This window comes from Geobacter sp. FeAm09 (genome assembly GCF_008330225.1).
In the GTDB taxonomy this organism is placed as follows: Bacteria; Desulfobacterota; Desulfuromonadia; order Geobacterales; family Pseudopelobacteraceae; genus Oryzomonas.
The window spans coordinates 3,799,593-3,817,439 of sequence record NZ_CP042466.1; the positions used below are offsets into that span (position 1 = coordinate 3,799,593).

18 protein-coding genes and 1 pseudogene are annotated in these 17,847 nt (G+C 62.5%); 1 reads left to right on the plus strand and 18 read right to left on the minus strand.

What is annotated here, in order from left to right:
* Positions 1-60 precede the first annotated feature (60 nt).
* Complete coding sequence (locus tag FO488_RS20725) at positions 61-318, plus strand: helix-turn-helix domain-containing protein (protein ID WP_240732044.1); 258 nt, start codon at positions 61-63, stop codon at positions 316-318.
* On the opposite strand, the gene FO488_RS17825 is transcribed toward FO488_RS20725, so the two are convergent.
* The 18 genes and pseudogenes from FO488_RS17825 to gspD all read right to left on the minus strand — a co-directional run bounded on the left by FO488_RS17825 (position 222) and on the right by gspD (position 17,817).
* The gene (locus tag FO488_RS17825; protein ID WP_149211793.1) at positions 222-785 is read right to left on the minus strand and encodes a hypothetical protein; all 564 of its coding nucleotides are present in this window, start codon (positions 783-785) and stop codon (positions 222-224) included. The genes FO488_RS20725 and FO488_RS17825 overlap by 97 nt on opposite strands.
* 194 nt (positions 786-979) lie before the next feature.
* The gene (locus tag FO488_RS17830) at positions 980-1,486 is read right to left on the minus strand and encodes a DUF4124 domain-containing protein (protein WP_149211794.1); all 507 of its coding nucleotides are present in this window, start codon (positions 1,484-1,486) and stop codon (positions 980-982) included.
* A 373-nt stretch (positions 1,487-1,859) separates the two neighbouring features.
* Positions 1,860-2,165: an addiction module antidote protein gene (locus tag FO488_RS17835; protein ID WP_149211795.1), complete on the minus strand. Its 306-nt coding sequence runs from the start codon at positions 2,163-2,165 to the stop codon at positions 1,860-1,862.
* Positions 2,162-2,497 (minus strand): type II toxin-antitoxin system RelE/ParE family toxin, encoded by a 336-nt coding sequence (locus FO488_RS17840; protein WP_149211796.1) that lies wholly within the window; start codon positions 2,495-2,497, stop codon positions 2,162-2,164. The genes FO488_RS17835 and FO488_RS17840 overlap by 4 nt, the downstream gene beginning before the upstream one ends.
* A gap of 105 nt (positions 2,498-2,602) precedes the next feature.
* On the minus strand, positions 2,603-4,204 hold the full coding sequence (locus tag FO488_RS17845) for a ribonuclease J (RefSeq protein WP_168206095.1): 1,602 nt from the start codon (positions 4,202-4,204) through the stop codon (positions 2,603-2,605).
* A gap of 134 nt (positions 4,205-4,338) precedes the next feature.
* Positions 4,339-4,740: a tol-pal system YbgF family protein gene (locus tag FO488_RS17850; RefSeq protein ID WP_149211797.1), complete on the minus strand. Its 402-nt coding sequence runs from the start codon at positions 4,738-4,740 to the stop codon at positions 4,339-4,341.
* Between the two features lie 3 nt (positions 4,741-4,743).
* On the minus strand, positions 4,744-4,929 hold the full coding sequence (locus FO488_RS17855) for a hypothetical protein (RefSeq protein ID WP_149211798.1): 186 nt from the start codon (positions 4,927-4,929) through the stop codon (positions 4,744-4,746).
* A complete protein-coding gene (locus FO488_RS17860) occupies positions 4,930-5,646 on the minus strand; it encodes a lysophospholipid acyltransferase family protein (protein WP_240732045.1) in 717 nt (238 codons plus the stop codon).
* A 280-nt stretch (positions 5,647-5,926) separates the two neighbouring features.
* Positions 5,927-6,385, minus strand: a complete 459-nt coding sequence (locus FO488_RS17865) for a 23S rRNA (pseudouridine(1915)-N(3))-methyltransferase RlmH (protein WP_149211800.1) — start codon at positions 6,383-6,385, stop codon at positions 5,927-5,929.
* A 211-nt stretch (positions 6,386-6,596) separates the two neighbouring features.
* Positions 6,597-7,010: a ribosome silencing factor gene (gene rsfS / locus FO488_RS17870; RefSeq protein WP_149211801.1), complete on the minus strand. Its 414-nt coding sequence runs from the start codon at positions 7,008-7,010 to the stop codon at positions 6,597-6,599.
* Entirely contained in the window at positions 7,001-7,651 is a 651-nt protein-coding gene (gene nadD / locus FO488_RS17875; protein WP_149211802.1) for a nicotinate-nucleotide adenylyltransferase, read from the minus strand. Before nadD ends, rsfS begins: the two co-directional genes overlap by 10 nt.
* Positions 7,652-7,827: 176 nt before the next feature.
* The gene (gene gspN, locus FO488_RS17880) at positions 7,828-8,670 is read right to left on the minus strand and encodes a type II secretion system protein GspN (RefSeq protein WP_149211803.1); all 843 of its coding nucleotides are present in this window, start codon (positions 8,668-8,670) and stop codon (positions 7,828-7,830) included.
* Positions 8,667-9,218, minus strand: coding sequence for a general secretion pathway protein GspM (locus FO488_RS17885; protein WP_149211804.1), 552 nt, complete (start codon positions 9,216-9,218; stop codon positions 8,667-8,669). Before FO488_RS17885 ends, gspN begins: the two co-directional genes overlap by 4 nt.
* A complete protein-coding gene (gene gspL / locus FO488_RS17890; RefSeq protein ID WP_149211805.1) occupies positions 9,215-10,522 on the minus strand; it encodes a type II secretion system protein GspL in 1,308 nt (435 codons plus the stop codon). The genes FO488_RS17885 and gspL overlap by 4 nt, the downstream gene beginning before the upstream one ends.
* A gap of 50 nt (positions 10,523-10,572) precedes the next feature.
* Positions 10,573-13,136 (minus strand): annotated as a pseudogene (locus FO488_RS17895) (glycosyltransferase family 1 protein).
* A gap of 10 nt (positions 13,137-13,146) precedes the next feature.
* A complete protein-coding gene (gspF, locus tag FO488_RS17900; RefSeq protein WP_149211806.1) occupies positions 13,147-14,358 on the minus strand; it encodes a type II secretion system inner membrane protein GspF in 1,212 nt (403 codons plus the stop codon).
* Positions 14,339-15,910 (minus strand): type II secretion system ATPase GspE, encoded by a 1,572-nt coding sequence (gene gspE / locus FO488_RS17905; protein ID WP_168206096.1) that lies wholly within the window; start codon positions 15,908-15,910, stop codon positions 14,339-14,341. Before gspE ends, gspF begins: the two co-directional genes overlap by 20 nt.
* Entirely contained in the window at positions 15,907-17,817 is a 1,911-nt protein-coding gene (gene gspD, locus FO488_RS17910) for a type II secretion system secretin GspD (protein ID WP_149212245.1), read from the minus strand. The genes gspE and gspD overlap by 4 nt, the downstream gene beginning before the upstream one ends.
* Between the last annotated feature and the right edge of the window lie 30 nt (positions 17,818-17,847).

Here is a 17,847-nt window from a genome sequence, read left to right on the forward strand (position 1 = left end):
GATGGGATTTTCTGGTAATGTGAGAAGCACGACCAACTCACTACCGGAAAGGATCCCACCATGTCCTACACTCATCTTACCGAAAAAGGTCGATATGTCATTAGCCATTTAAGATTGGCGAAATTTAGTTTGCGAGAGATTGCCCGACGTCTTGGGCGAGGGGGAATTCCGGGGATAGCATACTTAACTCATAATTTAGTATCCTGCCCCCAGAACTCGTACTATTTGAAATTACCCCGTTCCTTCAATTTGGAGATGATCATATCGGCCTCTGCCTCATCAATTGACGTTCCAAAACGGAAAGTTTTTGCCCCATAGTCAAATGCTATGAGGCCACCACCATAGCCCCAAAACCGCATAGCGGAGTTGAAGTCAAACGGGTTAAATTCTCCAGACATTACGCGAAGATTCTTTAAATGTGAAAGATCATATTCATGCTCTTTTCCAAATCCTTTAATGTCCTTTTTGATACAAAGGACATCTGATTTCAGAGTAATAACTTCTTTTCCAAAGGCCATCCAAAACCAAATAAAAATTGCAAATCCGCCGCCGACCGTCCAAGCAACAAGCCAGGCAGCGAGAAATGCTGTGCCGCCAGCATCTTTCATTTGGCCGCCAAATAGTTGGGAGCCTGCTCCGAAAAAGCCGGCACACCAGCCTACGAGCCATGCACCCAAAAATAACATCAGAAAAATATTCTTCTTTGAAGGGATAGTAACCACAAAACCGGTTGATACATCACTGAAAGAAGAACGCAGTCCAGGAGGTGCTACGCGTGCCATCATGGTCTCCTTTTAATACACTGTCCTCACCCTTCCCCTTCTACACCACCCAAACACGCATTTCAACGCAATTTAAGCATGTTAAATAAGGGTTGTTCTAGGGGGGCAGCTCTCCAAAACTCAAATTTTAAGAATTCTGTGGACAGCATACGTAACTCTCCAATGTAATATACTCTCCCGAAATCCTCCGCCGATCATTACCTGCCGCTATTCAGATAATACTCCAGTGACTCCTGGGAAAAACCGTTCATCCTGTTCGAACCGATGATGATCAGCGGCACGCCGCGGCCACCCAGTTCCTTGTAACGTTTATGGGCGGCGCCGTCCTTTTCGATGTCGTAGGCGACGTAGGGTATGCCCCTGCCTTTCAGGTACGCCTGGGCCTTTTTGCAGTAGCCGCACCAGTCCGTGACGTAGAGTTCCACCATACCGGAGAAGCCCTCTTTCCTGGCGGGTTCGGCCGGTGCCACTATCTTCTTCGTTGTACCGCGCGGCGCGGGTTGGGGTTGTGGTTGAGCGAGGGGGGCTGGAGCGAAGTCGCTGTCGTTATAGACCTTTACCTTCCTGCGCTTCTTGGAGGCAGGTGGAGGCGTGTCCTTGAAGGTCACCACCCCGTTTTCATCCACCCATTTGTACATCTCGGCTCCGGCGAGCGAGAAGCCAAGCGACAGGATGACGAGTGCCAGCACCAGCTTTGTGAACATTTTCCCCCCATGGCGTAGTTCGAGTCTGCTTGGGAATTACGGGGACGGTATTCTTGGCTCTTAATCCGCCCATCCCCCTTCTACTCCAGCCAAACACACATTTCAACGCAATTTCAGCATGTTAATAAATTTAACATAACTGCCGCCATCATCTATCCCACTGTTTTCACACGAAAAACGGCACCCGAAACCTGTTCGGATGCCGCCGTTTGTATCACTTTGATACAAAAAAAGTTGTTCTGACCGCAAGACAAAGGGCCTGCAGATCGACCCCGCAGGCCCTTTGTCTTGATTACAACCATGCGGAGCTCTCCGCTACATTTTCATGAATGCTCCCCAAGGCCTAAGCCGGAAAACATATCGAGCGGGGTGGTTATGCCGGAACCTCTTGCATTGGCTGGATGGTAATAGTCAGCCCCATACCGTGGAGCACATTAAACAGGCTGGTAAGTTCCGGGTTGCCCCGCTTCGAAAGCATCTGGTAAAGACTTTCGCGCTTTACATGCGATCTTTCGGCAATTGCCGCCATGCCGCCGTTAGCCTGCGCCACTTCCCGCAATGCAATCAACATGGCTGACTTGTCGCCATCCTCCAGGACTGCGTTGAGATACGCAGCCGCATTTTCCGGGGATTTCAGCCACTCGTGAAGATCGGATTCATAATCGGTCATCTGTTTCATTTTCTTTGCTCCTGATGGTTTTTCCAAAACTTCCGGGCGGTTTCAATGTCGCGCTGCTGAGTCCCTTTGTCGCCGCCGCACAAAAGAAGAATAATCGTTCCGGCATCTATCGCGTAATAAACTCTGTAACCGGGGCCATGATCGATTTTCAACTCCACAACGCCTTCACCCACATTGCGGACTGTGCCAAAGTTTCCTGCTTTCACCCGCGTCAAGCGGGCACGTATGCGTACTGCCGCTACTTGGTCACGCAAGCCTTGCAGCCATTCCCGGAATGGCTTGTTCCCGTGTTCGTCGGTGTAGTAGGCTATCCGGTATGGTTCCGTTTGCATTGCTTATATTGTAAGTTATATCTTACAACGTGTCAAACGAAAACAAAAAGGGCCTACGGATCATCTCCGTAGGCCCTTACCTTGGTCGCGAATATGTGGAGAGCGCTACATCTCCATAATCACCGGCAATATCACCGGCCTGCGCTCAATGGTCTTCTTGAAGAACCGCCGCAACGCCTGGCGCACGGCGGTCTTGACCGCCTCCGTATCGCGGCGCATCTCGTCGTTCAGCTCGTCCAGGGCATCGACCACGATGCCGCGGGCGGTCTCCAGGTACTCCTGGCTCTCGTCCTCGAACACGAACCCCCGGGAGACGATATCCGGCCCGTGGATCAGCGCGCCGCTGGACTGGTTCAGGCCGATGATCACCACCACCATGCCGTCCTCGGAGAGGTGCTTGCGGTCCTTGAGCACCACGCTCCCCACGTCGCCGACCCCCTTGCCGTCCACAAAGACCCGCCCCGACTCCACTTTTTCGGTGATGGCCGCCGTATCGGCGTAAAAGGAGACCACGTCGCCGTTGACGGCCAGGATGCAGCGTTCCTCGGGGATGCCGACCTTCTGGGCCAGTTGGATATGCTTGACCAGGTGACGGTATTCGCCGTGCACCGGCACGAAGAAACGCGGCCGGACCACGTTCATCATCAGCTTGAGCTCTTCCTGGCTGGCGTGGCCCGACACGTGGACCTCGGAAACCTTCTCGTGGTAGACCTCGGCCCCACGGCGGTACAGGTGGTTGATCAGCTCCGAGATGGTCCGCTCGTTGCCCGGGATGAAGCGCGAGGAGAGGATGACCGTGTCGCCCCGCTCCAGCTTGATCTGCTTGTGGTCGTCCAGGGCGATGCGGGTCAAGGCCGACATGGGCTCCCCCTGGCTGCCGGTGGTGACCATGCACACCTGTTCGGGCGGCAGGTAGGCCAGCTCGCGCAGGTCCAGGAGCATGTCGTCGGGGATGTTCAGGTAGCCCAGCTCGCGGGCGATGCGCACGTTGGCGATCATGGAGCGGCCGTTCAGGAGGATCTTGCGGCCGCAGGCGATGGCCACGTCGGCCACCTGCTGCACCCGATGGATGTTGCTGGAAAAGGCCGCCACGATGATGCGCCCTTTGCATTTCGGGAAGATGTCGGCAAAGGCCTCGCCCACGTACTTCTCGGAGATGGTGTACCCCTCGCGCTCCACGTTGGTGGAATCGGCAAGCAGGGCCAGCACCCCCCGGTCTCCGTAGTACGAGAGCCGGGCCAGGTCGGTCAGCTCACCGTCCACCGGAGTCTGGTCGATCTTGAAGTCGCCGGTGTGGATCACCACCCCTTCGGGCGTCGTGATGGCCAGGGCGCAGCCGTCCACGACGGAGTGGGCCACCCGCAGGAATTCCACCCGGAAGCAGCCCAGCTCCACGGTATCCCGGGGCTTGACCGTGACCAGTTGGACCTCGCCGTCCAGCTTGTACTCCTTGAGCTTTTCGTTGACGAAGCCGAGGGTCAGGGCCGTGCCGTACACCGGCACGTTCAGCTCCTGCAACACGAAGGGGAGCGCGCCGATGTGGTCCTCGTGGCCGTGGGTCAGGCAGATGGCGCGGACAAACTCGCTGCGTTCCCGCAGCCAGGCGATGTCGGGGATGACGTAGTCGATGCCGAGCATCTCCGGCTCGGGGAACATGAGGCCGCAGTCGGCGATGATGATATCGTCGCCATGCTGGTAGGCCATCATGTTCAGGCCGATCTCGCCCAGCCCCCCAGGGGGATGATGTGAAGTGCGCTATTTGATTCCGTGGTATCCATAAACGTTTCTTTCTGCCGCAACGGGCCGGTGGGTCCCGCACCGCGAATGGGCCGCGCGCGAAGCTACCGTTCCCGCTGCAACGGCACCAGCATGGCGATTTTTTGATCACAGCGTTCGATCCAGTCCGCGCCGGGCTGCGTCAGCCAGCGGTCGGCGTAGAAGGCGCTCCGCAGGGCGCGGTAGGCGATCAGGGCGCGGTTGACGTCCCCCTGCCGCTCCGCGATTTCCCCCAGTTGCCAGAGCCTTTGGGCCGCTTTCGCGATGGTCGGATGGGAGGGGATATACATATGGATGGCCGATTCGTATCCCGCCAGCGCCCCGGTGAAATCGCCCTTGCCGAAGGCCGCCTCACCCGCCCGGAACTGGGTCTCCAGCCGCCACCAGGTCCCGGCGAGGAACAACAGCAGGGTAAGCACCACGATGATGACGGCATTGACGGCGGTTTTCTTGATTCGTTCGTCCATTGTTCACCTGAAAAATGTGGGGATTATGGTCAGCAGGATGCCGAGCGCCGTCAGGATGACGCCGGCCAGGACCGCCAGCGCAGCGGCGATGTCGTACGGCTTTTGCAGGCGATGGGCCGCGGGCAAACCCCAGATGACGGCGGCGAGACCGGCAACGACGAGCGCGAGATACTGATAACCGATGTCCATTCAATGCTCCAGGGCCGAAACGATGGTGGAACGGGTCCGCTCCAGCAGCACCGCCTCGGCGTCACTTTTTGAAATGTCCGGCGGCAGCACCAGCGGCGGGTGCAGCACGATGGTGATATTCCCCCGCGAGAGCCTGATCAGGCCGGCGGGATTGATCCGGCCGCTGCCGTTGATGGTGACCGGGACCACCGGCACCCCGGCCTTGCGCGCCAGGATGAAGCCGCCGCGCTTAAACGGCAGGAGTTCCCGGGTCAGGGAACGGGTCCCCTCGGGGAACATGACCACGCTCTTGCCTGCCCTGATGATCGCCGCGGCATTGTCCATGCTCTTCAGCGCCTTGCGGCCGTCGCCCCGGTCCAGGGGGATGTAGCCGCCGCGCCGCATGGAGGGGCCGAATACCGGGATATCGAAGAGCTCCTTCTTGGCGATCCAGTAGATCTGGCGCGGCATGGCCGCCAGAAGCGCCAGGATGTCGAAATTGCTCTGGTGGTTGCTCATGAAGATGACCGGCCCGGCCGGAAGGTGCTCGCTGCCGCTCACCGTGACCCTGACGCCGGCCATGGCCAGGGCCAGCCGCGCCCAGAGCCGGGCGTGGACGGCGTAGACCCGGCCGCTGCCGTCCAGCAGCGTGCCGAGAAGCGCACTGGCGGCAAAGAGAAAGGTCAGCGGGGTAAACAGCGCCAAGTACAGGTATGCCCGGATTCGGGAAACGTCCACGGTAGTCTCGTTTATCATGCCACGATGCATTCAGGATGACGGACCGGCGGCATGGTGAAGGTTGCGGAGCAGCACACTCGGCATTTGAATCTAAAAACGGCAAATCAAAACCTGCCACAGAGACACGGAGACACAGAGGACCACAGAGAAAAGCTAAAACCATTTTTCGGTAGTAAAACCATTATCAGGAATTATTGTTATTTTTTTGCCTTACTCTTGATCTTCTCTGTGTCTCTGCGTCTCTGTGGCAGAATTTAGGTTAAATGCTGTCCGGCACTCCTCAATGATGGTATGGTTCGTTATTCAGTATGCTGAACGCCCGGTAGAGCTGTTCCAGCAAAAACACCCGCACCATCTGGTGCGTAAAGGTCATCTTCGACAGCGAGAGCAGCCGCCCCCGGCTGCGGAACTCTTCGGAAAAGCCGTAGGCTCCGCCCACGGCAAAGACCAACTCGCCGGTCCCCCCGTCCCGCTGCGCCCCGACGAAGGCGGCCAAGCCGGGGGAATCCATCTGCCCGCCCCGCTCGTCCAAAAGCACCAGGGTGGCGCCGGGCGGGATCTGCTTCTCCAGCCGCTCGCACTCGCGGCGGCGCATCTCTTCGGCCCCGGCGCCCTTTTCGTCACGGACCTCGCACAACTCCAGCGGGCAGTAGCGGCGGATGCGCCCGGCATAGTCGGCCAGCGCCTCCTTGACCCACTCTTCCTTGCTCTTTCCCACCCATACGACACGGAGTTTCATTGCCTCTACCGCTCCCCTGAAGGTGTCACGTATTCAGGGTTCCGTCAGCCTAACAAACTGTTAAAACCCCAGGTTGTTCAAAAATAGTCAGATCGTCGTAACCGCAGCAGGCCTACTCCGCCGAAGCAGCTTTGGCTGCGAAGGCCGGGCGCTACGCCGCACGAAAGGGCCTGCAAGGACGGCAGCGAGATGGCTGTTTTTCAACAACCTGTCAAAAATCGTCTTCCTTGCGGGCGCTTCTGATCTGCTCCGGCAGGTCCATTTCCGGCGCCAGGTGCCAGAGCTCGTCCAGCTTGTAGTGGTGGCGGAGTTGATCGCTGAAGATATGCACGATCACGTCGCCGTAATCTATGACGATCCACTTCCCTTCGGCCTCTCCCTCGATATCCAGCACCTTGCCGTATTTCTTCAAACCGGTGCGGATCCCGTCGGCAATGGCCTGGTTCTGCTTGTCCGAGTTGCCGGAGATGATCACCAGGTAGTCGGCGATGGAGGAGACCTTCGAGATTTCCAGGGCCCGGATGTCGAAGGCCTTCTTGTCAAAGGCCAGCTCGGCGCATTTCAATGCCCGTTCCTGGGAGGAAAGCACCGGTTTCTCTGCTGCTGTCGTTTTCTTTACCGGCATGTGTTGTAGATCCCCTGTTCTGTAATGTAGGCCGCCACCTGCGGCGGCACCAGGCCGGCGATGGAACGTCCCGCGGCGGCCAGTTCGCGGATTTCGCTGGACGAGATGTCCAGCGGGCAGCCGGAAAGGAATTGGACGCTGGTGCCGGCATGGTGGTCCAGCCTGCGTGCGGCGGAAGTATAGCTGAACTCTGCCCGTATGGCAACAGGAAGGGCTTCCGCCGGGTTGCTGATGCGCTTGCCCGGCCGTTCCACCACGATCAGGTTGCAGGCGGCGAAGATCTCCCGGAAACGGTGCCACTGCCCGATCTCCAGAAACGAATCGCTGCCGATGATGAAGTAGAGTTCGTCCCGGGGAAAGCGCTCCCGGAAAGCGCGGATCGTGTCGATGGAGTAGGATTTCCCGGCCCGTTCCCCCTCCACCAGCGACAGTTCGAAAAGGGGATTGCCGCTGATGGCCAGCGTGACCATGCGGCTGCGCCGGGCAAAGGAGACCTCTCCGGCCAGCGGCTTGTGGGGGGGATCGCCGGCCGGGATAAAGATCACCCGGTCCAGGGCGCAGGCCTCCCGCGCCTCTTCGGCTATGTGAAGATGGGCAAGGTGCACCGGGTTGAAGGTGCCCCCCATCAGTCCGATTCGCATGTCGCTTTCACCGTCCGATTGAAACCAAAATCAACATCTGCCACGGAGACACAGAGACACGGAGAAAACCCTAAACAGAATAACGTCATAAAAATTCAACCACTGATTTAAGAGCGTTATCCATTTTCCGCCTTTGACGTTCTCTGTGTCTCTGCGGCAGAAGCGTTTTGTTCGTGCTACAAAATCACCGGTTTGAGCAGTGTGCCCTTGATGGGCACCTTGTACACGCCGGGGGAGGCGGCGAACTTGGCCAGAAGCAGGAACACCAGTTTCTGTTTGTCCAGGAACTCCGGCTTGGGCATGATCTCCAACGTCAGGTTGAGCGGCTGCGTCGCGGCACTGGCGCCATCGGGCAGGTCACCCGACAGCCGCATGTAGAGGCCCTCACCCTGCAGGGTGAAGCTCTCCAGCCGCGCCCGGCCGGACGTGACCCGCACCATCCCCTGGCAGCGCAGGTTGGCGGCGTCGGGCAGTGGGAAGGCCCCCAGCTTCACCCCGGTGAAGGACAATTGTTTCAACTCCAGCTTCAGGTCGCCGGACAGCCGCCCCTTCGTGCGGGTAAGCCGCCCTTCGCTCCACAGGGTGCCCCCGGCCGTGGCGCCCAGGGCGGTCTTGAAGAAGGGGATGTCCGAGAGCTGGATGCCGGCGGCGGCAAGCTCCAGGGCGTCCGTGCCGGTGATGCCGTATCCCAGGTCCAGGTGCCCCTTTCCCACGGTCCCGGTGGCGCCGACCACGGCCTGTCCCGTCACCAGCGGCAGCAGCCGGAGCCGGACCCCGAGCCGATCGAAGCGCAGGAGCGGCCCCTGGTCGGAGGAGAGGACCGGCTGGCGCCATGCCAGGCCGGGGAGCAGGCTCTTGTGCGCTTGGGGGGCAAGGCTCAGCCCCTGGTCGGCCAGCAGGCGGCCGAGCAGTTCGTTCACCCGTTGCGTGGGGAGGAAGAGGTAGGTGCAGGCCAGGAAGAGGGCAACGCCCGCCGCCGCGAGGCTTCCCACCCGCAGCAGGCGGTGCCGGGGCATCATTTGCGCTGTCCGGGGGCTGGTTTCAGGAGGGCGACGATCAGGGACAGGTCGAGCCGGGAGGGGTCGTCGAAGCGGACCCGCAGGTTGGCCTTTTTCACCAGGACCGGGCGCCCACCCTTTTCCAGGCGGTAGATGAGGTTGATGGCTTCGTTGGCCGTCAGGCCGTCGATCTTCACGTCGGCGGCGTCCTCCAGCAGGCCGCCCCGCTCTTCTCCCTTGACCGGGGCGATCTTGACCCCTTTGCCCTTGATGCCGATCTCGTCGATGACCTTGGCGACGGTGTCGTCGGGACGTACCGAGGCCATGCGCCCGGCCAGTTGGTCGGAGGTCTGTTTGGCCGTGCGGTAGAGCGCCTTGAGCGGCAGCAGTTCCTTAAGCACCGCCTCCCGGGCGTGGCGTTTCTGTTCCAGGGCGGCGGTGCGGCCGGCCAGGGCCGACCAGAGGAGGAAGAGTGCCAACAGGGCGATCAGGCAGTAGCCGACCGTGAGCCGGGTGCGGCGGTCCAGGTCGCGCCACAGGTCCTGGAGTTGCGTCAGCAGGTTCGTCATTTCCTGGCCTCCTTGAGCGTGCCGGCCAGGGTGAAGGTGACCGAGCCGTCGGGACGGCTTTTGACCTCGCCGAGTTCCACGGTGGCCATGAGCGGCGCCAGGGCGGCTTTGAAGTCGTTGGCGGCCTGGGCCGAGCGGGCATCGCCCTTGACCCGCAGGTTGCCCGCTTCGAGTTCGGCTTCGTAGAGGCCGTTGATGGTGGCCCCTTTGGCCTCGGCCAGTTTCTTGAGGACGTCGATGGCGGCGCCCCCCTCCTGCGGGCCGCCGACCATCTTTTTGATCTCCGCCTTGACTTCGGCCACTTCGTCCACGGCCTTGGGACGGGTGGGGAAGATCTCCCGGTAGATGGCGGCGATGGAGGTGTTCAGGGAGGTCAGGTCGGCCTTGGCCGCCCGGTACTGGAGCCCCTGGGAGACGAAGAGGAGGAGGATTGCCACGGCGGCCAGAGCGGCGGTGACGATCAGTTTCTTCCGCAGGGCGGCGTCGCCGGCGGTCCAGGCCAGGTCCTGCCGGCGGAAGTCGGGCAGGACGCCGGCCTGGCAGGCCCGGGCCACGGCCAACAGTCCGGCCAGTTGCTGGAAGGCCTGGTCGGTTTTGAACAGGGGGGCCAGGGGGTCGGGCATGGCCAGCCGCTGCGTGGGGAGCGGAAAGTCGTCCGGGGCAAGTCCGGCCGCCAGTTCGCCGAAGAGGATGAGCCGGGGGGGGAGGTTCCCCGCCAGTTCCAGGGCCGCCAGGGTGGCGGTGATGCCGGGGCGCGGCTCGCCGGCCAGAGCCCGGGCGAAGGTGACCCGGTCGTGACCCACGACCGTGAGGGCGCTGCCGTCGCTGATGGCGGCGTCGGCGGGGCATTCCGGCAGGAAGTTCCAGGCGAAGGGGGCGGCGGTGACCACCTGCGGTTCGCAGCCGGCCTCCCGGAAGGTGGCGATGACGTGGCCGATGTCGCTCTTGCGCGCCCACAGGGCCAGGTAGCGCCCCTCGCCCAGCGGCAGGGCGTCGAAGACCGCCTCTTCCACCGGCAGGGCGATCTCACCCTGCAGCTGTCCCGGCAGGACCTCCCGCACCTTGCGCAGGTTGTCCAGGGGGAGTTCCACCGTCCGCTGGGCGAACAGGGAGGGCGAAAGGCAGAGCACGACGCGCGGCCCGCCGCTGCTGCCGGCGGCGATCCGGCCGGCAACGGCGGAGAGCGGTTGTTCCTCGGTTAGCTCGAACTCGGCCGCTCCCGAAAAGGAGAGCGACGTGCCCCCTACTCCGAAGCGGGCCGCCAACACGCGCTGTGATTCAACCTGTAGTACCAGATAGTCCATGTCGTTCCTAAATGACGTTGTTGATCAAGAAGCCGGGCAGGGGCCGCCCGTCATCCCCAGAGCAGAAAGCCCGGTTCGTACACATTTCCCAGCACCTTGTGCCGCGGCATGACCCGCAACATGAAGCCGTGCCGGCCGCAAAAGCGGCATTCGATGGTGCCGTCGAACTGGTAAAGGCCGTTGCCGGCCGGCGTCACGCTCTCCAGGGGAACCGTTTCCCCCCCTGGATGTTTCCGGTGGAGTCCAGCACGCCGAAGTATCCCTCCACGGCCACCTCCTCCACCGGGATCTCCCCCAGGAAGACCCTGGCCGAGACCGGCACGAGGCTCCCCACCGCCACGGCGTCGGCGATCTGGGCCGAGACCTCTTCGATGCGTACCTGCGGCCAGCCCTTGAAGGTGCGCTCCTTCCAGCGGGCCAGATCCAGGGCCAGGGCCAGGTTGTCGTCCACCAGTTGTTTCCACTGGCGGTAGGAAGGGGTATAGGAGCGGTTGGCGTACTCCTGTACCATGCGGTCGGTGGAAAATACCGGGCAGAGGCTCTGCATGGAGGCCTTCATGGTGGCGACCCAGGAGCGGGGGATGCCGTCGCTGCCCCGGTCGTAAAAATGGGGTACGATCTCCTTTTCCAGCAGATCGTAGATGGCCCGGCTCTCCACCTGATTCTGGTACTCCGTATCCTCGTAGACCTCTCCCTTGCCGATGGCCCAGCCGTTGTTCCCCTGGTACCCCTCGCACCACCAGCCGTCCAGGATGCTCATGTTGAGGCCGCCGTTGAAGGCCACCTTCATGCCGCTGGTGCCGCTGGCCTCCAGGGGGCGCCGCGGGGTGTTGAGCCACACGTCCACCCCCTGCACCAGATGGCGGGCCACCGCCATGTCGTAGTCCTCGATGAAGACGATCCGGTGGCGGAAACGCTCCAGGTCCGAGACCTGGTTGATCTGGCGGATCAGTTCCTTCCCCTCCTGGTCCTGGGGATGGGCCTTGCCGGCAAAAATGATCTGCACCGGCATCTCCGCATTGTTGAGGATGCGCGCCAGGCGGTCCAAATCGCGCATCAAGAGCGTGCCGCGCTTGTAGGTGGCAAAACGGCGGGCAAACCCGATGGTCAGCACCTCCGGGTCCAGGACCTCCTCGGCCGTGGCGATCTCCTTGACCGTGGCCCCCACCTTGATCAACTGTTCCTTGAGCCGCTTGCGGGCAAAATCCACCAGCTTCTCGCGGCAGCTCTGGCGGGTGCGCCACAGTTCGGCGTCCGGGATCCGGGAGATGCGGCGCCACACGTTGTGGTCCGTCGGGTCGTCCAGCCAGCGGGTGCCCAGGTAACGTACCAGCAGGCTGGCCATGTGGTTGGACATCCAGGTGCGGGTGTGGACGCCGTTGGTGATGGAGGTGAGCGGCAGCTGCTCCTCGGGCAGTTCCGGCCAGGTGTTCTTCCACATCTTGCGCGAAACCTCGCCGTGCAGTTCGCTGACGCCGTTGGCGTGGCCGGCCAGCTTGAGGGCCAGCACCGCCATGCAGAAGGTTTCCTGGGAATTTTTCGGGTTCTGGCGCCCCAGGCCGAGGAATTCGTCGCGCCCCAGGCCGAGGGAGCGGTAGTATTTGCCGAAGTAGCGCTCCAGCAGTTCGGCGGGGAAATGGTCGATGCCCGCCTCCACCGGGGTATGGGTGGTGAAGACGTTGCCGGCGCTGACGATCTCCCGGGCCTCGTTGAAGCCGACGCCCCGCTTTTCCATCAGAAGACGGATCCGCTCCAGGGCCAGGAACGCGGCATGCCCCTCGTTCATGTGGCACACGTTGGGGATGATCCCCAAGGCGCGCAGGGCGCGGATGCCGCCGATCCCCAGCAGGATCTCCTGCAGGATGCGCATCTCCTGGTCGCCGCCGTAGAGTTGGGCGGTGATCAGGCGGTCTTCGGGGCTGTTCTCCTCCAGGTTGGTGTCCAGCAGGTAGAGCGGCACCCGGCCGACCTGCACCCGCCAGACGTGCACCTTGAACCGGCGGGGGCCGAACTCCAGCTCCACGCTGAGCGGGATGCCCTTTCCGTCCCGCTCCAGGGTCAGGGGGAGATTGTAGAAATCGTTCTCCGGGTAGTACTCCTGCTGCCACCCTTCGTTGTTGAGATACTGCCGGAAATACCCCTGGCGGTAGAGCAGCCCCACCCCCACCAGGGGGAGCCCCAGGTCCGAGGCCGATTTGAGGTGGTCGCCGGCCAGGATGCCCAGGCCGCCGGAATAAATCGGCAGCGATTCGTGCAGGCCGAACTCCATGGAAAAATAGGCGGCCTTCATCTGGGAGCTGCCGTTGCCGGTCTTCTGGAACCAGGTCTTCTCCGCCAGGTAGTCGGAAAGTTTCTCGTCCACCATGGTGAGGTGGGCCATGAACCCTTCGTCGCTCTTCAGGCTCTCCAGGGTGGTCTGCTGGAGGATGCCCAGCATCTCCACCGGGTTGTGGCGGGTGGCTTCCCACAGTTCGGTGTCCAGGCGGCGGAAGAGGTTGATGGCGTCCGGCTCCCAGCACCACCAGAAGTTGTAGGCCACCCGCTGGAGCGCCACCAACTCGTCGGTCAGCGACGGGACGACCGTGAATTTGTGCAGCATCTTGGTGAAGTCCATGGGGCCCTCCTTACTTGATCAACTGGTTCATCTCGAAGATGGGGAGAAGGACGGCCATGACCACCACGCCCACCGCCAGGCCCATGCCCAGGACCAACAGCGGTTCCATGAGACCCATGAGCCGGGTCAGACGCGTGCCGAACTCCCGCTCGTAGGCGGTACCCGCCTTGAGCAGCATCTCCTCCAGGGTGCCGCCCCGTTCCCCCACTCCCGCCAGGTGCACCAGCATGGGGGGGAAGAGCCGGCTCTTCTTCAGGCTCCCCGACAGGCTGCCCCCCTGGGAGACCTCTTCCATCACTTCCCGGAGGAAGCCGCGGTAGACCCGGTTGACCAGCACCTCGGAGGTGATCTCCAGGGCGCGGATGATCGGCACCCCGCTGGAGAGCAACAGCCCCAGCACCCGCGCAAAGCGCGACAGGAGCAGCTGCTGCACCATGCCGCCGGCCACTGGCAGTCTGAGCAGCAGTTGGTCACGTTTCAGGCGCAGGTTGTCGCGCTGCATGGCCGAGCGGTAGAGCGGCACCGAGCCGATGGCCAGGCCGGCGGGGATCCACCACCATCCCCGCAGGAAGTGGGACAGTTTGATGAGGATCACCGTGATGAGCGGCAGGGCGGCCTTGCTCTCCTCGAAGATGACCACGATCTTGGGGATGACCACGGTCAACAGGAAGAGCATGACCCCGCCCCCCACCAGGACCATGAGGATCGGGTAGGCCAGGGCGGATACCACCCGGCTCTTTACCTGTTCCTGTTCTTCCAGGAAGTCGGCCAGGCGGTCCAGGACGGCGTCCAGGGCGCCGCTGGCCTCCCCGGCAGCCACCATGCTGACGAAGCTTTCGCTGAAGGTCTTCGGTTCGGCCGCCAGGGCGCGGGACAGGGCGGCGCCTTCGGCGATCCGGTCCCGCACCCGCGCCAGGATCTGTTTGAGCTGGCCGTTCTCCTCCTGTTCGTACAGCGAGCCCATGGCTTCGAACAGGGGGACCGAGGAGGCCGTGAGGGTGGCCAGGCGCCGGGTGAAGAGGGAGAGTTCGGCGGTGGTGATGCCCCGTTTGAAGGAGAAGGCGCGCTGTGCGCCGTTCCCGGCCGTTTCTTCGCCGACCTCCCGGGGCAGGAGCCCTTTGCCTTTGAGCTGGGCCAGGGCCTGGCGTTCGGATTCGGCCTCCAGGGTGCCGGAGACGGTGGCCCCGGCGCCGGTGTATGCCTTATACCGGTACGTCGGCATAGTCTTCCTGGGTGACGCGCAGGACCTCTTCGATGGTGGTGAGGCCGGCGGCGGCACGGGCCAGGCCGTCGTCCCGCAGGGTCTTCATGCCGTGGGCCACGGCGTACTCCTTGATCTGGCCGGCATGGGCGCGTTTGATGATCATGGAGCAGATCTCCTGGTCCACCGGCATGATTTCGTAGATGGCGCTGCGCCCCATGGTGCCCAGGCCGAAGCATTTGTCGCAGCCGCGCCCACGGTAGAGCTTCTCCGGCAGGGTGATGCCGGCGTACTGTTCCGCGGGACGGTATTCCTCCCGGCAGTGGGGGCAGATCACCCGCACCAGGCGCTGGGCCATGACCGCGGTGAGGGATGAGGCGATCATGAAGGGTTCGATGCCCATGTCCACCAGGCGGGTTACGGCGGTGGGGGCGTCGTTGGTGTGCAGGGTGGAGAGCACCAGGTGGCCGGTGAGGCTGGCCTGGATGGCGATCTCGGCGGTTTCGGCGTCGCGGATCTCGCCGACCATGATGATGTCCGGGTCCTGGCGCAGGATGGAGCGCAGCCCGGCGGCAAAGGTGAGGTCGATCTTGGCGTTGACCTGGATCTGGCCGATGCCTTTGATCTGGTATTCGATGGGGTCTTCGATGGTGATGATGTTCTTTTCGCTGGTGTTGAGCCGGTTCAGGGCGGCGTAGAGGGTGGTGGATTTGCCGCTGCCGGTGGGGCCGGTGACCAGGACGATGCCGCTGGTGCGGGCAAGGACCCGTTCCATGGTGCGCACCCCGGCGTCGCCTAAACCTATGTCCTCCAGGGAGAGGACCCCTTTTTTCTTGTCCAGGAGACGCAGGACGGCCCGTTCCCCGTAGAAGGTGGGGATGATGGAGACGCGGATGTCCACGTCCCGGCCGGCGACGATGACCCGGATGCGCCCGTCCTGGGGCAGGCGCTTTTCGGCGATGTTGAGCCCGGCCATGATCTTGACCCGGGAGACCAGGGCGTCCTGGATGATCTTGGGCGGGGTCAGTTTCTCGTAGAGGATGCCGTCGATGCGGAAGCGTACCACCAGGTCGCGCTCATAGGGTTCGATGTGGATGTCGCTGACCCGTTCCTTGACCGCTTCCGAGAGGATGGAGTTCAGAAGCCGGATGACCGGGGCTTCGTCGGCAAGGTCCAGGAGGTCCTGGGGGTCGTTGAGGGCGGTGGCCACCGTGGAGAGGTCTTCTCCCTCCAACTCCTGGAGCACTTCCTGGGCGGTGCCGGAGAGGCTGCCGTAGATGTGGTTGATGGCGTCTCCCAGGGTGGTCTCCGGCACCAGGATGGCTTCCACCGGTTTGCCGAACAGCAGCCTGAGTTCGTCCAGGGCTAGAAGCGCCGCCGGGCCGGAGATGGCTACCCGCACCCGCCCTTCCTGCTCACGCAGGGGGAGGATGGCGTGGGCCCGGGCAAAGGTGAGCGACACCCGCCCCAACAGGACCGGGTCCACCTCGGCCACCGCGATCTCGGCCTGGCTGGCGAGGCCCAGGCGCTGGGCGGTGGCCGACAACTCTTCCGCAAGCGGGCTCGGACTCATTTGCCGCCGATCTCCTTCTGCACGTCCACCGGCTCCACCTTCTTCGCCGCATCGCCGAATTTGCTGCGCTGGCTGTCGGAGACCGCGGCCAGATCGGCGTTGTCCTTGACGATATGGGGGGTCAACAGGATCATCAGGTTGGTCTTGGTCTTGCTTTTGGTCTTGGTCTTGAACAGCCACCCCAAGCCCGGAATGTCCCCCAGGAACGGGACCTTGCTCTCCGATATGTCATCCTGATCCTGGATCAGGCCGCCGATCACGATCATCTCGTTGTCCTTGACCACGACGTTGGTCTTGGCCGAGCGCTTGGTGGTGATGCGGTCCGTGGTGCCGCTCCCCACCGTGACCGTGGAGCCGATGGCCGAGATCTCTTGGGAGAGGTCCATGCGGATGTAGTCACCCTCGCTGATCTGGGGTTTGATCTTGAGGGTGATGCCCACGTCCTTGCGCTCCACGGAGGTGGTCGTGACCCCGGAGGAAACCGTGGACGAGCCCTGGAACGGGACGTTCTGCCCCACCACGATCTCCGCCTCCTTGTTGTCCGAGGTGAGGATGTTCGGGGTGGAGAGGACGTTCACCAGGCCGTTGCCGTCCAGGGCCTTGAGCACGGCTCCGATGTTCGCCGGCGTGGATAAGTTGGACAGTCCGCTGGTGGATGAAATCGACGACGTGGCGCTTTCGATGGTGGAGAGGACGCCGAAGGGGTCGTAGTAGCCGGCGACGCCGAAATACCTGCTGATGGTGCTCACCCCCAGGGTGCCGAGTTGCATGCCCACTTCCCGCGACTTGGAGAGCGAAACCTCGGCGATCAGCACCTGGACGAAGACCTGCTTGCTGCGGCGGTCCAGTTTCTTGATCACCTGGACCAGGTTGTTGTAGTCGGTGGGCGAGGCCATGATCACCAGGGAGTTGGAGGCCTTGTCCGCGGTGATGGTGACCTTGCCGCTGTCGAAGGGGGACGTCTGGGGCGCAGCCGCACCGGTCTGCCCGGTGCCTGCGCCGGCCGTGGCGGTGGCGCTCATTCCCTTGATGACTCCGTCCAGCACCTTGGCCATCTCCGTGGCGTCGGTATTCTCCAGGTAGTAGACGTTGACCTTGTTGCTGGCCTCGGGGGACGCCACGTCCAGCTTGGCCACCATCTCCCGCACCGCCTGCTTGATGCTGTCGCTGCCGAAGACCAACAGCGCGTTCAGCCGCTGGTCGGCCAGCACGCTCGTCTGGCCGCCGGAGGCCGCGGCTGCGGCCGCGCCCGGCTGCCCGCCAGCCTTGCTCTCGCTGCCGGACAGCCATTGCTGGATGGTCTTGGCGGCGCTCTCGGCCGAAGCGTTCTTCAGGTAGATGATCTCGATCCCCTCACGGGTCTTGGCCGTGTCGATGATCTGCAGGATATCCTGGATCTTGCGCAGGTTGATGGCCGCATCCAGCACCAGCAGGTTGCTGGAGCCGAAGGCCGAGATGCTGCCGTCCTTGGACACCAGCGGCTGCAGGAAGGGAAGCGCCTCCTGGGCCGAGATGTTCTCCAGCTTGATCACCTGGGCGATGTAGCTGTCGTTCACCGGCGGCCGTTTGCCCGACGGCAGCAGGGGGAAGCCGGAGGTCTTGACGCTGGCCGAGGGGACGATCTTCAAGACCTTGCCGCTCTGCACCACGGTGAAGCCCTTCAGTTCCAGGACCGAGGTGAAGACGTTGTAGGCCTCGTCGATGGAGAGCTTCGTGGGGGAGTAGACCGAAATCTTACCCTTGACCCGGTCGTCCATCACGAAGTTCTTCCCGGTCAGGTCGCTGATGAACTTCACCATGGTGGAGATGTCCACCTCGTTGAAGTTCAACACCACCCCCCGGGCGGTCGCCAATGCCGGCGAGGCGTATAACACCCCTGCCAGGAGCAGGGCGCAGAATGTGCGCATCAGGTACTGTTTCAAGCGTGCCTCCACGTT

Bases quoted from the DNA above. Each gene is read 5' to 3' on its own strand.
- FO488_RS20725 (WP_240732044.1), top strand. From the start codon at position 61: ATGTCCTACACTCATCTTACCGAAAAAGGTCGATATGTCATTAGCCAT.
- FO488_RS17825 (WP_149211793.1), bottom strand. From the start codon at position 785: ATGATGGCACGCGTAGCACCTCCTGGACTGCGTTCTTCTTTCAGTGAT.
- FO488_RS17830 (WP_149211794.1), bottom strand. From the start codon at position 1,486: ATGTTCACAAAGCTGGTGCTGGCACTCGTCATCCTGTCGCTTGGCTTC.
- FO488_RS17835 (WP_149211795.1), bottom strand. From the start codon at position 2,165: ATGAAACAGATGACCGATTATGAATCCGATCTTCACGAGTGGCTGAAA.
- FO488_RS17840 (WP_149211796.1), bottom strand. From the start codon at position 2,497: ATGCAAACGGAACCATACCGGATAGCCTACTACACCGACGAACACGGG.
- FO488_RS17845 (WP_168206095.1), bottom strand. From the start codon at position 4,204: ATGATGGCCTACCAGCATGGCGACGATATCATCATCGCCGACTGCGGC.
- FO488_RS17850 (WP_149211797.1), bottom strand. From the start codon at position 4,740: ATGGACGAACGAATCAAGAAAACCGCCGTCAATGCCGTCATCATCGTG.
- FO488_RS17855 (WP_149211798.1), bottom strand. From the start codon at position 4,929: ATGGACATCGGTTATCAGTATCTCGCGCTCGTCGTTGCCGGTCTCGCC.
- FO488_RS17865 (WP_149211800.1), bottom strand. From the start codon at position 6,385: ATGAAACTCCGTGTCGTATGGGTGGGAAAGAGCAAGGAAGAGTGGGTC.
- rsfS (WP_149211801.1), bottom strand. From the start codon at position 7,010: ATGCCGGTAAAGAAAACGACAGCAGCAGAGAAACCGGTGCTTTCCTCC.
- nadD (WP_149211802.1), bottom strand. From the start codon at position 7,651: ATGCGAATCGGACTGATGGGGGGCACCTTCAACCCGGTGCACCTTGCC.
- gspN (WP_149211803.1), bottom strand. From the start codon at position 8,670: ATGATGCCCCGGCACCGCCTGCTGCGGGTGGGAAGCCTCGCGGCGGCG.
- FO488_RS17885 (WP_149211804.1), bottom strand. From the start codon at position 9,218: ATGACGAACCTGCTGACGCAACTCCAGGACCTGTGGCGCGACCTGGAC.
- gspL (WP_149211805.1), bottom strand. From the start codon at position 10,522: ATGGACTATCTGGTACTACAGGTTGAATCACAGCGCGTGTTGGCGGCC.
- gspF (WP_149211806.1), bottom strand. From the start codon at position 14,358: ATGCCGACGTACCGGTATAAGGCATACACCGGCGCCGGGGCCACCGTC.
- gspE (WP_168206096.1), bottom strand. From the start codon at position 15,910: ATGAGTCCGAGCCCGCTTGCGGAAGAGTTGTCGGCCACCGCCCAGCGC.
- gspD (WP_149212245.1), bottom strand. From the start codon at position 17,817: ATGCGCACATTCTGCGCCCTGCTCCTGGCAGGGGTGTTATACGCCTCG.